General features: G+C 74.4%; 11 protein-coding genes. 7 read left to right on the top strand and 4 right to left on the bottom strand.

Features of this window, described 5'->3' with window-relative positions; all coding sequences use genetic code 11:
- Positions 1-105 precede the first annotated feature (105 nt).
- From BLT67_RS04455 to BLT67_RS04440, 4 genes are read left to right on the top strand one after another with little or no spacing between them, the layout of a single operon-like run.
- Complete coding sequence (locus BLT67_RS04455) at positions 106-915, top strand: hypothetical protein (protein WP_092665905.1); 810 nt, start codon at positions 106-108, stop codon at positions 913-915.
- A 60-nt stretch (positions 916-975) separates the two neighbouring features.
- The gene (locus tag BLT67_RS13585) at positions 976-1623 is read left to right on the top strand and encodes a TetR/AcrR family transcriptional regulator (protein WP_231945583.1); all 648 of its coding nucleotides are present in this window, start codon (positions 976-978) and stop codon (positions 1621-1623) included.
- Positions 1624-1626: 3 nt separating this feature from the next.
- Positions 1627-3351 carry an ABC transporter ATP-binding protein gene (locus BLT67_RS04445; RefSeq protein ID WP_092665904.1) on the top strand — a complete coding sequence of 575 codons (1725 nt, stop codon included), beginning with the start codon at positions 1627-1629 and terminating at the stop codon, positions 3349-3351.
- 1 nt (position 3352) lies between these two features.
- A complete protein-coding gene (locus tag BLT67_RS04440) occupies positions 3353-5461 on the top strand; it encodes an ABC transporter ATP-binding protein (RefSeq protein ID WP_092665903.1) in 2109 nt (702 codons plus the stop codon).
- 52 nt (positions 5462-5513) lie between these two features.
- Here BLT67_RS04440 and BLT67_RS04435 read toward each other — a convergent pair whose 3' ends face one another.
- Both BLT67_RS04435 and BLT67_RS04430 read right to left on the bottom strand, forming a co-directional pair.
- The gene (locus BLT67_RS04435; protein WP_092665902.1) at positions 5514-6254 is read right to left on the bottom strand and encodes a hypothetical protein; all 741 of its coding nucleotides are present in this window, start codon (positions 6252-6254) and stop codon (positions 5514-5516) included.
- 25 nt (positions 6255-6279) lie between these two features.
- Positions 6280-6912 carry a Maf family protein gene (locus tag BLT67_RS04430; protein ID WP_092665901.1) on the bottom strand — a complete coding sequence of 211 codons (633 nt, stop codon included), beginning with the start codon at positions 6910-6912 and terminating at the stop codon, positions 6280-6282.
- 177 nt (positions 6913-7089) lie between these two features.
- On the opposite strand from BLT67_RS04430, the gene BLT67_RS04425 reads away from it, so the two are divergent.
- Both BLT67_RS04425 and BLT67_RS04420 read left to right on the top strand, forming a co-directional pair.
- Positions 7090-8370, top strand: coding sequence for a class I SAM-dependent RNA methyltransferase (locus BLT67_RS04425; protein WP_092665900.1), 1281 nt, complete (start codon positions 7090-7092; stop codon positions 8368-8370).
- Between the two features lie 170 nt (positions 8371-8540).
- Positions 8541-8990 (top strand): DinB family protein, encoded by a 450-nt coding sequence (locus tag BLT67_RS04420; protein ID WP_092665899.1) that lies wholly within the window; start codon positions 8541-8543, stop codon positions 8988-8990.
- Positions 8991-9000: 10 nt separating this feature from the next.
- Here the strand turns inward: BLT67_RS04420 and BLT67_RS04415 are convergent, their stop codons facing one another.
- Entirely contained in the window at positions 9001-10140 is a 1140-nt protein-coding gene (locus BLT67_RS04415) for an FAD-dependent monooxygenase (protein WP_092665898.1), read from the bottom strand.
- A gap of 100 nt (positions 10141-10240) precedes the next feature.
- Positions 10241-11203, bottom strand: coding sequence for a DNA topoisomerase IB (locus BLT67_RS04410; RefSeq protein ID WP_092665897.1), 963 nt, complete (start codon positions 11201-11203; stop codon positions 10241-10243).
- A gap of 242 nt (positions 11204-11445) precedes the next feature.
- Between BLT67_RS04410 and BLT67_RS04405 the strand changes: the two genes are divergently transcribed.
- Positions 11446-13545, top strand: a complete 2100-nt coding sequence (locus tag BLT67_RS04405) for an acyltransferase family protein (protein WP_172801980.1) — start codon at positions 11446-11448, stop codon at positions 13543-13545.
- The last annotated feature ends 34 nt before the right edge of the window (positions 13546-13579 follow it).

Here is a 13579-nt window from a genome sequence, read left to right as displayed (position 1 = left end):
CACACAGGGATGCCCCGATCCGCTGCGGATTCCCACAGTTGCCCGCGGCGGGGGCGGCTCGCCGCTTTCCCGCCGCGCGTGGCCGGCACGGCTTACGATGGCCGTGTGGATCCGGTGCTGGTGCTCGCTGCCGAGTGGTGGTGGGTCGCGCCCGCCGGTGCGGGCGCCGGCGCGATCGGCTGGGCCGGGCTGCGCCGCCGCGGTCCCGCGGGCCGCAGGCTCGCGCTCCAGGCCGCGCTGCACGACGTGCGCGAGTCGCGGCGCGCGGTCACCCGCGCGAGCGCCGAGCGCAAGCTCGCCCGAGCCGAGCTGCTGCGCGCGCAGGCCGAGCGGTCAGCCGATCGCGGCGTCCCCGGCGCGGTGCCGGATGCGCGGCGCAGGGTGCAGGCCGCGGAGCGCGCGGTCAAGGCCGCGGCGGCCGATCTGCGGGCGCGCCACGCGCAGGTGCGGGCCGCTTGCGCATCCATGCCCGATGCTCGCGCGCCGATCGAGGCGATGCCCCTCGCCCTCCTGCGAGCCGAGCACGACGCCGTCACCTCCCGCTGGATCGCGTACGAGACCGACCCCGCCAAGGCGATCGAGTGCCCGGCGATGAGCGACGCGTCGTCGCCCGCGCTGCAGGCGTTCCTGCGCGAGCAGCGCACGGCCCTCGAGCTGCGGCCCGCGAGCGCGGGCGCCGCGCTGACCCCCGCCGAGTTCGCCGCCTACCGCGACGCCGTGCGCCGCGCGTCGCGAGCGTTCGACGCCGCGGAGTCGGCCGCGCGACGCGGCGCCGGACGCGAGGGGCGCACGCCGCAGCTGGGCGAATGGGGCGCCCTCGCGCAGGATCTGCTCGACACCGCGCACGACGTGATCGCGCGCACCGCCGACGCGTGGCAGCGCGGCGACCACGACGGCTGGCAGCGGCGCACCTGAGGGGCGACGACGCGCCGAGCGCGCTTGGTGAGTGAGCGCTCACTCACGTACGATCGACGCGTGACCCCCGCCCCGCGCCTGAGCGCCGACGACCGCCGCGCGCAGATCGTCGAGGCGGTGACGCCCGCCGTGCTCGAGCACGGCGCCGCGATCACGACCCGGCAGCTCGCCGAGGCGGCCGGCGTCGCCGAGGGCACGCTCTTCAAGGCGTTCGGCGACAAGGAGTCGCTCCTGCTCGCGCTCGCGCAGCACCACCTCACCGTCGGCGGCCTCGCCGGCGAGCGCGAGGGCGCCGCCGCGGCCCCCGAGCTCGACACCCTCGAGGAGGTCGTCACGTGGACGGCCCGCGTGCTCGTCGACCGCATGCGGTTCGTCTTCCGCCTCGTCATGGCGCTCGGCCCGATCGGCCAGCGCGCGGCGCACGAGGCGCACGACGACTTCGAGGCGTCGAAGCACCGCCTCGCCGAGCGCTTCGAGCCGTTCCGCGACGAGCTGCGGGTCTCGCCCGTCGTCGCGGCCGAGCTCGTGCGCACCCTCGCGTGGGCCGCCGCCTCCGGCTGGGGCGACGCGCAGCCCGCGTCATCGGTCGATGACATCATCCAGGTGCTGCTCCACGGCATCGCCGCGACGGATGCCGCGACGCGCGCCGCCGCATCCGCACCTCGCACCGCCACCCCGGCATCCGCACTCGAGACCCAGAAGGCCTGATCCATGCTCTGGAAGCTCATCGTCCGCTACGTCAAGCCCTCGTGGCCCGCGCTGCTGCTGGTCATCGTGTTCCAGTTCGTGCAGTCGGTGCTCACGCTCATGCTGCCCACCATCAACGCCGACATCATCGACGACGGCGTACTGCGCGGCGACACCGACACCATCTGGCGGCTCGGCGGCCTCATGCTCGTCATGAGCCTCGGCCAGGTGGCCGCCAACATCCTCGCGATCCTCTTCGGCGCGCGCCTCGCGATGCGCGCCGGCCGCGACCTGCGTGCGGACATCTTCGGCAAGGTCGGCGACTTCAGCGAGCAGGACGTGCAGCGCTTCGGCGCCGCGAGCCTCATCACGCGCAACACCAACGACGTGCAGCAGGTGCAGATGCTCATCCTGATGAGCTGCACGATGCTGCTGTCGGCGCCGATGCTCGCGATCGGCGGCGTCATCATGGCCGTGCGCGCCGACGCGACGCTCTCCTGGCTCATCGCCGTCGCGGTGCCGCTCATGCTCGTGGTGCTCGGCGTGCTCGTCTCGCGCCTCGTGCCGATCTTCCGTCAGCTGCAGGAGCGCATCGACGCGATCAACAAGGTGCTGCGCGAGCAGCTCACCGGCATCCGCGTGATCCGCGCGTTCGTGCAGGAGCGGCGCGAGAAGGCTCGCTTCGCCGTCGCGAACGACGCCGTCACCGACGCGATGGTCCGCACCGGCAACCTCTTCGTGCTCATGTTCCCGATCATCATGCTCATCGTGCAGGTCTCGTCGATCTCGGTGCTGTGGTTCGGCGCCGGCCTCGTCGACACCGGCGAGCTGCAGATCGGCGTGATGATGGCGTTCCTGCAGTACCTCATGCAGATCCTGATGGGCGTCATGATGGCGACCTTCATGACGATCATGATCCCGAGGGCCGCGGTCTCCGCCCGGCGCATCGGCGAGGTGCTCGAGACCGAGCCGAGCGTCGTCCGCGCCGCGGGGGGCGTCGCGATGCCGACGCCCGGCACGGTCGAGCTGCGCGACGTCGTCTTCCAGTACCCGGGCGCCGAGACGCCGGTGCTCGACGGCGTCTCGCTGCGGGCCGAGCCCGGCGAGACGGTCGCGATCATCGGCTCGACGGGCGCCGGCAAGACGACGCTCGTCAACCTCATCCCGCGGCTGTTCGACGCGACGGCCGGCACGGTGCTCGTCGGCGGCGCCGACGTGACGCAGCTCGACGCGGAGGCGCTCTGGCGCAGCCTCGCGATCGTGCCCCAGCGCCCCTACCTCTTCGCCGGGACGGTGGCGTCGAACCTCCGCTACGGCAACGAGCACGCGACCGACGAGGAGCTGTGGCGAGCGCTCGAGATCGCGCAGGCGGCGGGCTTCGTGCAGCAGATGGAGGGCCAGCTCGACGCCCGCATCGCGCAGGGCGGCACGAACGTCTCCGGCGGCCAGCGCCAGCGGCTGTCGATCGCCCGCGCGCTCGTCGCCGAGCCCGACGTGCTCGTCTTCGACGACTCGTTCTCGGCGCTCGACCTCACGACGGATGCGCGCCTGCGGGCCGCGCTCGACCAGGCGGTCGGGCGCACCACGAGGATCGTCGTCGCCCAGCGGGTCTCGACGATCGTCGACGCCGACCGCATCGTCGTGCTCGACGCCGGCCGCGTCGTCGGCACCGGCACGCACGACGAGCTGCTCGCCGAGAACGACACCTACCGCGAGATCGTCGAGTCGCAGATGGCAGTGGAGGCCTGAGATGGCTGAGAAGAAGGCACGGACGCGCGAGGAGCGCGCCGCCCTGCGCGAGGAGCGCATCACCGCCCGGAAGGCGCGGTTCGCCAAGCCCGAGCCCGAGCTGACCGAGGAGGAGCGGATCGAGGCCGAGCAGGCCGAGGCCGCTCGCATCGGCGCCGGCGACTGGGAGCCCCCGCCCGGCAAGGCCAAGTCGTTCTGGGCGTCCGGCCGGCGCCTGCTCTCGCTCATGCACCCGTACCGCTGGTGGCTCGCGCTCGTGTTCGCGCTCGGCGCCGTCGGCGTCGTGCTCGTCGTGCTCGGCCCGAAGATCCTCGGCGAGGCGACGAACATCATCGTGCAGGGCCTCGTGCAGCGCGAGCTGCCGGCCGGCGCCACGCAGGCGCAGGTCGTCGAGGGGCTCCGGCAGGCGGGGCAGGACGACTTCGCCAACATGGTCGAGCGGATGCGCGACCTGCAGCCCGGGCAGGGGATCGACTTCGAGGCGCTCGGCGGCATCCTGCTGCTCGTGCTCGGCATCTACCTCGCGGGCAGCTTCTTCCAGTGGCTCCAGGGCTTCGTCATCAACCGCATCGTGCAGCGCACCGTGCAGGGCCTGCGCCGCGACGTCGAGGAGAAGATCCACCGCCTGCCGCTGTCGTACTACGACCGCACGCAGCGCGGCGAGCTGCTCTCGCGCGTGACGAACGACCTCGACAACGTCTCGCAGTCGGTGTCCCAGACCATGTCGCAGATCGTCACGGGCCTGCTCACCGTCATCGGCGTGCTCGTCATGATGCTCTCGATCAACGTGTGGCTCGCGCTCATCGCGCTCATCGCCGTGCCGCTCACCGGCATCATCCTCGGCGTCGTGATGGGGCCGGCGCAGGGCCTGTTCAAGGAGCAGTGGCGCCGGACGGGCCGGGCGAACGCGATCGTCGAGGAGGCCTTCACCGGTCACGCGCTCGTCAAGGTGTTCGGCCGCGAGGAGGCCGTGCGCACGCGGTTCCGCGAGGAGAACGAGGCCGTCTACCAGGCGTCCTTCAAGGCGCAGTTCATCTCGGGCCTCGTCTTCCCGCTCATGACGTTCGTCGGCAACATCGGCTACGTGCTCGTCGCGGTCGCGGGCGGACTCTTCGTCGCCGCGGGCCAGATCCTCGTCGGCGACGTGCAGGCGTTCATCCAGTACTCGCAGCAGTTCTCCCAGAACCTCGGCCAGATCGGGCAGACCGTCACGATGGTGCAGTCGGGCGTCGCGAGCGCCGAGCGCGTGTTCGAGCTGCTCGACGCCGACGAGGAGTCCTCCGACGCCGACGGCGTCGTGCCGCAGGACGGCCCCGGACGCGTGACGTTCGAGCACGTGCGCTTCGCGTACTCGCCCGACAAGCCGCTCATCGACGACCTCTCGCTCGAGGTCGAGCCCGGGCAGACCGTCGCGATCGTCGGGCCGACCGGGGCGGGCAAGACGACGCTCGTCAACCTGCTCATGCGCTTCTACGAGCTCGACGGCGGCCGCATCACGCTCGACGGCGTCGACACGGCGACGATGACGAGGGATGCGCTGCGGGCGCAGACGGGCATGGTCCTCCAGGACACGTGGCTCTTCGGCGGCACGATCCGCGAGAACATCGCGTACGGCCGGCCGGACGCGACCGAGGAGCAGCTCATCGAGGCGGCGACGGCCACCTACGTCGACCGGTTCGTGCACGCGCTGCCCGACGGCTACGACACGGTGATCGACGAGGACGCGACGAACCTCTCCGCGGGCGAGAAGCAGCTCGTGACCATCGCCCGCGCGTTCCTCGCGCAACCGAGCGTGCTCATCCTCGACGAGGCGACGAGCTCGGTCGACACGCGCACCGAGCTGCTGCTGCAGCACGCGATGGCGGCGCTGCGCAGCGACCGCACCTCGTTCGTGATCGCGCACCGGCTCTCGACGATCCGCGACGCCGACCTCATCCTCGTGATGGAGCAGGGCCGCATCGTCGAGCAGGGCACGCACGACGAGCTGGTCGCGGCGGAGGGCGCCTACTGGCGGCTGCTCAACGCGCAGTTCGAGCAGGCGGCGGCCGACCTCGACCTCGAGCACGAGCTCGCGCAGACCGGAACCATCCCCACGCAGCAGACCACGTAGCCCCGTCCGCTGATCGAGGAGCACGCGGCCGCAGGCCGCGCGCGTCACGAGATCAAGGAGCGAGCCGCGCCCACCCCGCCGCATCGTGCACCGCGACCCCGGCGAACCCGTCCCGCGCATCGAGCCGCGCGACCACCGCCGCGAGCTCCCGCTCGAGCACCGCCCGACCGTCGTCCGCGAACGTCTCCCGCGCGGCCGGCGCGGGCTCGCCCACCGGCGCCGTCTCGACCCCGATCCGCCACGGTCGGCGCGCGCCCGCCAGCAGCGCGCGCGCCCCGGCGCTCACGGCGAGGATGTCGTCGGCGCGATCGCGATAGGCCATCAGGGTCACCGCGTCCGCGCGACGGACGATGCGATCGAACGCGCTCGGATGCGTCTGGGCGATCCACGGCGCGAGGTCGATCTCGACGGGCAGGCGGGTGCCGCCCGCCACGTCGCGCACGCTGCGCTCGAGCCCGTCGAGCAGCCGCTGCTCGTTCCCCGGCCAGTCGGAGCGGCCCCACGGTTCGATGTCGAGGTGGATGCCGTCGAACAGCCAGGCCGCCGCGACCCGCCGCGCCCACGCGAGCGCCGGGCCGGGCTCCACCCACGCGGGGTCGCCGCCGAGCGCCGCGACCCGCGCTCCCGCGCCGCGCAGCGCCGCCACGAGCCGGTGGGTCGACGGCGTGGGCCCCGCCCACGGCACGCTGACGAACGCCTCGCTCACGCGCTCCCGCACGACGAGCGCGGCCAGCGCATCCGGGTCGGGCGGCGCAGCCTCGTCGGCCCACACCCACGTCGCGCGGCTCGTCACGCGGCCAGGCTAGCCGCCGAGCCCGTCAGCGCGTCAGGTCGGGCCAGGCGACCCCGAGCTGCCGCGCGAGTCGACGCACGGCCGGGATGCTCATCCCCACGACCGTCGACGGGTCGCCGTCGATCCGGTCGATGAAGGCGGCTCCGCGCCCGTCGATCGTGAACGCGCCGGCCACCTCGAGCGGCTCGCCGGTCGCGACGTAGGCGTCGATCTCGGCCTCGTCGATGTCGGGGGAGAAGTCGAGGTGCGTCGCGGTCGCGACCCCCGCGGTGCCGAGGATGCGGCCGTGCCGCACGCGCAGCATCCAATGCCCCGAGTGCAGGGTCGCGGAGCGGCCCCGCTGCGCGAGCCAGCGCTCGCGGGCCCGCTCGGGCGTGTGCGGCTTGCCGAGCATCGCACCGTCGAGCTCGAGCGACGAGTCGCCGCCGAGCACGAGGCCGTCGACGCCGGTCAGCGGATCCTCGTCGAGCAGCGCCTCCGCCTTGGCGCGCGCGAGCAGGAGCACGTAGTCGGCAGGAGCGAGCGGCCCGTGCTCGGCCTCGTGGGCGGCGATCAGCAGGTCCTCGTCCAGGTCGGTGGGCGTCACGGTCGGCTCGATGCCCGCCTGCCGCAGGAGCGCGAGGCGGGCGGGGGAGGCGGAGGCGAGGATCAGCTGCACCCGACGATCCTCGCACCCGTGCGCCGACTCGCGTGCTGCCCGGGACGCGCGCGAGCGGCGGCGCGCGCTCGATGGGCCGGAGCGAGGTGCCGGCTCGCCATGCGCGGTCGGCTGCGCGCTCAGGCCGACCTTCCGCTGTGGCCGACGTGCGCGACCGGCGGATGCGAGGATGGAGGCATGCCCGCACCCACGCCCCACGGGGACCTCCGCACCGGCCAGATCGTCGAGCTCACGATCGACAACGTCGCCCACGGCGGGCGCTTCGTCGGCCGGTACGGCGCCGGCGACGGCGAGCGCGGTCGCGTCGTGTTCGTGCCCGACACGATGCCGGGCGAGACCGTGCGCGCGCAGATCGTCGACGTCAAGAAGTCGTACGCCGCCGCGGTCGCCCTGGAGGTCGTCGAGGCGAGCGCCGATCGCGTCGACCACATCTGGCCCGAGGCGGCGATCGACCGCAAGCCGGCCGAGCGCGCCGGCGGCGCCGAATTCGGCCACATCGCGCTGCCGCGCCAGCGGCAGCTCAAGCAGCGCGTCATCGAGGACGCGCTCGAGCGCACCGGCGGCATCACCCGCGAGGTGCCGGTCGCCGCGGCGCCCGGCGACGACGAGCGCGGCGGCCTCGGCTGGCGCACGCGCGTGCGCCTGCACGTCGACGATCGCGGCCGCCAGGGCCCGTTCGCGCCGCGCAGCCACGAGGTGGTGCCGGTCACCGACCTGCCGCTCGCGACCGAGGGCATCCGGCGCTCGGCGCAGCTCGACCAGCGGCTCCCTGGCGTCACGGCGGTCGACTACGTCGAGTGGGGCGAGGGCGAGGTCGACGTGATCGCGATGGAGGGCGAGCCCGCGCGCGGCCGCACCGACACGATCGTCGAGACGGTCGGCGACCGCGAGTTCCAGCTCGACCGGGCCGGCTTCTGGCAGGTGCACCGCGAAGCGGCGGGTGTGCTGACGGACGCGGTGCGGCGGGTCATCGACACGGGCCGCGTCGACCCCGCGGGCTGGTCGCTCGACCTCTACGGCGGTGTGGGGCTCTTCGCCGCGACGATCGCGGAAGCGCTGGGGGAGCGTACGCGGATCACGAGCGTCGAGGCCGACGAGGTCGCGACCGACCACGCCTCGGAGAACCTCGCCGAGTGGATCGGTGCGAGCGCCGAGACCGGCCGCGTCGACCGCTGGCTGCGCGAGCTCGCGAAGCGCGCGAGCGCCTCGGAGCGCGAGCGGCTCGCGCGCGGGCTCATCGTGCTCGACCCGCCGCGCGCCGGCGCCGGGCGCGACGTCGTCGAGGAGGTCGTGGGCCTCGAGCCCGCGCAGATCGTCTACGTCGCGTGCGACCCGGTGGCGCTCGCGCGCGACGCGAAGCTGCTCGGCGAGCGCGGCTGGGAGATCGAGTCGCTCGAGGCGTTCGACCTGTTTCCGCACACCCACCACATCGAAGCGGTGGCGTCCTTCCGTCGCTGAGCTCCACCGCGCACACCCACCACATCGAAGCGGTGGCGTCCTTCCGTCGCTGAGCTCCACCGCGCACACCCACCACATCGAAGCGGTGGCGTCCTTCCGTCGCTGAGCGGGAGAGCGTCGGCGTTGAGCGGCGCTGGCGCCTCCGTGCCCGCGCCGCGTAGCATCCGGCAATGGCCATCGCCGACCTGCTGCACGAGCGCTTCGCGCGCGCCGACCGCCTCTGGCTCGACCTCGTCGAGCAGCTGACGCCCGAGCAGCTGGGCTCGCGCCTCGCGACACTGCCGTCGAACACCATCGGCGGGCAGCTGTGGTGCGTGCTCGGCGCCCGCGAGAGCTATCCGCGCGCAGCCCGGGCGCGGGAGTGGCAGGGCTTCACGAGCCCGGTCGAGCCCGAGCGCACCACCGACGCCGACGCGGTGCGCGCCGCGCTCGAGCAGACGGCCGCCGACGTCGCGGCGTGGCTGCGCGAGCTCGAGACCGACGACGACCACCGCTATGCGCTCGCGCTGCTTGAGCACGAGACGCAGCACCACGGCCAGCTCATCCGATACCTCTACGGGCTCGGCATCGCGCGGCCCGAGTCGTGGCAGCGGCAGTACGCGCTCGACGAGCCCGCCTGAGCGATCGGGCTCAGCGGGCCTTCGACACGCCGCCCGCCGCGCGCGCGACGAGCTGCGCGACGCCGGGCAGTGCCGCCGCGCGCCACATCGCCCGCTGCGCCTCGAGCTCGATCCGCGTGTGCGGCGCGAAGGCCGCCTGCGCACGGCGCCCGCGCGCCTGCTCGCGGTCGATCACCGGGCGCCAGTCGCGCTCGTAGGCGGCGAGCCCCGCAGCCACGTCGCTCGGGTGCCGGGCGAAGGCGAGCTCCTCGGCGAGCCGCTCGGCCCCCGCGATCGCGAGCGAGGCGCCCTGACCCGCGACCGGCGAGACCGCCGCGCACGCGTCGCCGAGCAGCACCGCGCGGCCCCGCACCCAGTCGTCGACGATCGTCTGCGCGACCTCGTCGACGTAGGGGTCGCGCGCGCTGCGCACGGCCCTGCGCCCGAGCACGCCGAGCTCCTGCACCGCCCGCCGCGCGCGCGAGGCATCCACGCCCCGCAGCACCGCGAATCCGGTCACCCCGCGCTCGCCGAGCGGCGCGACCATGAGCTGGCGGTCGAGCTCGACCTGCATCGCGACCATGCCCTCGAGGTCGGCGTTGAGCCCGGGGTCGTCGCCGATCCACGCGACCGCGAGCAGGTCGGCGACGGGGCGCACGTAGCGCTCGTGCGGCCCCCACACGAGCTGCCGCACGCGCGAGCCGATGCCGTCGGCGCCCACGAGCAGGTCGGCGTCGAGCCGCTCGCCGTCGCTCAGCAGCACCTGCGCGCGCGCCCCGTCGTCGTGCACGTGCTCGACCCGGGCGCCCCACCGCATCCGCACGCCCTCGGGCAGCGCCTCGGCGAGCGCCTCGACGATGCGGGGGCGCAGGATCGTGAGCCACCGTCCCGCCGTCGCCTGCTCGACCCGCGCGATCGGCAGCCGGCCCCGCACGCGGCCGCTCTCGTCGACGCTGCGCAGCTCGTCGAACGACTCGGCGCGCGCCCGCAGCGCCGGCAGCAGCCCCAGCCGCTCCGCCGCGTCGTAGCCCGCGCCGAAGAGGTCGATGAGGTAGCCGGATGCGCGGGGCGCGGTCGCGCGCTCGACGACCTCGACCGTCCAGCCGTCGAGCGCGAGGCGCCCCGCCAGCGCGAGGCCGGCCACGCCGGCGCCCGAGACGATCGCGTGCATAGGGCGACGCTAGCCGCTCCGGCTGGGCGAGCGCGGTGCCGGTTGCGGGCGCACCGGCGCGCCCGCGCACCGTTGCGCCCGCGGAGCCGTGTCGCCGCCGCTACCGCAGCAGATCGAGCAGCGCGCGCTCGCGCGAGCCGCGCAGCCCGATCGTCGCGCCCGCCTCGAAGCGCGCGAACACCTCGGGGTCGATGTAGCTCGCGCGAGCGACCGACGGGGTGTTGCCGAGCGCCTCTGCGACCTCGGCGACCGCCTCGCGCTCCGCCTTCCGCCTCGCCGTCTGGGTGCCGATGTCACGGGCGCGCGCGAGCGCGACGGCCGCGACGATCGTGCCGTGCAGCGTGCGGAAGTCCTTCGCCGTGAACTCGCCGCCCGTGGCCTGCCGCACCGCCTCGTTGAGGTCGACGTCGCGCAGCGGGTGGAAGCCCTGCTCGTCGCGCCAGGCCAGCAGCCGCGAGCGGCCCGAGCGGCCCTCGCGCAGCTCCTCGATGCAGCGCGCGAGCTCGGCGTCGTCGATCGTCACGTCGAAGCGCTGCCCCGACTTCGCGGGGAACCGCAGCCGCACGACGTCGCCCGAGACGGTCGCGTGCCGGCACAGCAGCGTCATGAGCCCGCGCGATCCCCGCTGCTCCGCGTACGCGTCGCCGCCCGCACGGATGGCGACGGTGTCGAGCATCCGCAGCGCAGCGGCGAGCACGCGCTCGCGCGGCAGGCCCTCGAGGGCGAGCTCGCGCGTCACCCGGCGGCGCATCGCCGGCAGCGCCTCGGCGAGGTCGAGCGCGCGCTCGTGCTTCGCGCGGTCGCGCCGCTCGCGCCAGTCGGGGTGGTACCGGTACTGCGTGCGCCCCGCGTCGTCGACCCCGATCGCCTGGATGTGCGCGAGCGGGTCGGCCGCGATCCAGACGTCGCGCCACGCGGGCGGCACCGCGAGCGACTCCGCGCGCTCGCGGTCGGCGGCCGAGACGGCGCGCCCGCCGTCGTGCCTGTAGGACCAGCCGCGACCCGCGCGGCGACGCCGGATGCCCGCATCCGACCCGGGGTTCGCCCGGCGCAGCCTCACCATGCGGGGATGCTAGCGAGCGCGCTCGTGAAGCAGCCGAGACGGCCGCGGGGGCGCAGGGCGCGGCGGCGGGGACGGTAGGCTGGGCGGTGCGCGTCGCCGCTCGGCGACGCGCTGCTGCGCTCACCGCGAGCCCCTGGAGCCGCGGGCATGCGCATGCCCTCGAGGGCCTCGCAGCGACGCGGGCTTCCGCCATGAGGAATCTTCCCCGTCGGCGCGACCCGTGCGCGCGAGAGAGGCCGTCCATGACCAGTGACACCCGCGTCGCGCCGTCCGCCGCCCGCGCGGCGTCCGTCCCCGCGCGGCGCCGGCGGGCCGACATCCAGGGCCTCCGCGCCATCGCGTCGCTGCTCGTCGCGAGCTACCACGTGTGGTTCGGCACCGTCTCGGGCGGCGTCGACGTGTTCTTCGCGATCGGCGGCTTCCTGCTCGTGCACAGCCTCGCGGGAGAGCTCGAGCGCTCGGGGCGCGTCGACGTGTGGGGCGGGATCCGACGGCAGGCCAGGCGGCTGTTCCCGATGGCCGCGATCGTGCTCGTCGTGGTCGGCGGCCTCCTGCTGGCGCTCGGTACGCCGCTCTCCGCGCAGCGCACGATCGTCGACGTCTTCGCCTCCGCCACCTACTGGGAGAACTGGCGCCTCGCGGCCGACGCCACCGACTACGTCGCCGCGGGCCACGACAAGTCGGCGTTCCAGCACTTCTGGGCGATGTCCGCCCAGGGGCAGGTGACCCTTACGCTGATCGTCGTGTTCGCGCTCCTGGGCGTCGCGGCCGCGACCATCCGCCGCTGGAGCGTCGTGCGCATCGCCGCTGTCACGCTCGCGGCCGCGACCGTCGCCTCGTTCGCCTACGCGCAGTGGCGCGTGGTCGTCGACCCGGCGCACGCCTACTTCGACACGTGGGCGCGGCTGTGGGAGCTCTCGCTCGGCGGTGTCGTGGCGCTCACGCTCGCCCGCCTCCCGCTCGGACGCGTCGTCCGCGCCGTGATGGGGGTCGTCGGTGTGGCCATGGTGCTGACCGCCGGGCTCCTGCCGACCGAGTGGCCGCAGCCCGGCCTCGTGACGCTGTATCCGGTCGCGGGCGCGCTGCTGATCCTCGTGGCCGGTTCGGGCGAACCGCTCCCTGGCCCCGCCGGCAGCCTCCTGCGCTGGCGGCCGCTCGTGTGGATCGGCGGCATCTCGTACGGCGTCTACCTCTGGCACTGGCCGCTGCTGAAGGTGTACCAGCTGCTCTTCCCGCAGCGCGGCGAGGTGATCAACGCGGTCGAGGGCGCCTTGATCATCGGCGGCGCGATGCTGCTGTCGTGGCTGTCGTTCCGGCTCATCGCGGCGGTCGCCGCAGCGCGCGACGGGTTCGCCCGCGTCGGACGCCTCGCGCTCGAGGTGTCGCTGCCGGTCGTCGCGGTCGTCGCGCTCGTCGGCACGCTCGTCGCGCCCGCCATGCGCGAGCGCGCGCTCGCCGAAGCCACCGCCGGCGCGGTCATCGCGCCGAGCGAGCAGCAGCTCTCGCGCTGGCTCGACCACGCCGCGTCCGAGCACCAGGCGATGGGCGAGGGCATGGCGCTCAACGTCGACGGCCGCCAGAGCGAGTGGGTCGACGACGGCTGCGCCACCGTCGACCGCTCCGAGGTCGCGCAGTGCACCTACCCCGCCGTCTCGCCGTCGTCGCTCGACGTCTGGATCGTCGGGGACTCGCACGCGGTGACGTGGGCGCCAGCGGTGCGCACCGCGCTCGGCGACGTCGCGAACGTCACGCTGCTGGGCCGCGAGAACTGCCAGTTCACCGACGCGCCGATCGTGGATCGGCACGTCGAGGCCGAGCACCGCGACCCGTGCCGCGCGCACATCCCGTGGGTGCTCGAGCTCGCCGAGCAGGAGCGGCCCGAGCTCGTGCTCATCAGCTACGGCGGCTGGTGGGTCGGCCCCGAGTTCGGCGACGAGCCGGATGTCGGCACGCAGCTCGCGGCCGGCGGCGAGGAGCACGTGCGGGCGCTCCAGCGCAGCGGCGCGCAGGTCGCGTGGCTCGACGCCCCGCCGTGGTGGTACGGCACGGGGGACTCCGCGTGCTTCGAGGAGTCGCGCGACCACCTGTCGGGCGAGCTGTGCGCCATGCCGCTCTCGCAGGAGCGCGTCGATCGCCACGACCAGCTCGGCGCCGCCTACGCCGCGATGGGCGCGCACTCGATCGACACGCTGCGCTGGTTCTGCGACGTCGAGGCGCGGAGCTGCCCGCTCATCGTCGAGGGCGTGCCGGTCTTCGCCGACCAGCGCCACATGGGGAGCGCCTACTCGCTGCTGCTCTCGTCACTCGTGGCGGGCGAGCTGCGGCCGCTCGTCGGCGTCTGACGCGGCTCCCGCGCGGCGCCTCGCCGCCCGCGGC

Origin of the sequence: Agrococcus carbonis, assembly GCF_900104705.1 — a bacterium.
Lineage (GTDB): Bacteria > Actinomycetota > Actinomycetes > Actinomycetales > Microbacteriaceae > Agrococcus > Agrococcus carbonis.
This window is presented reverse-complemented; position numbering and strand designations above follow the sequence as displayed.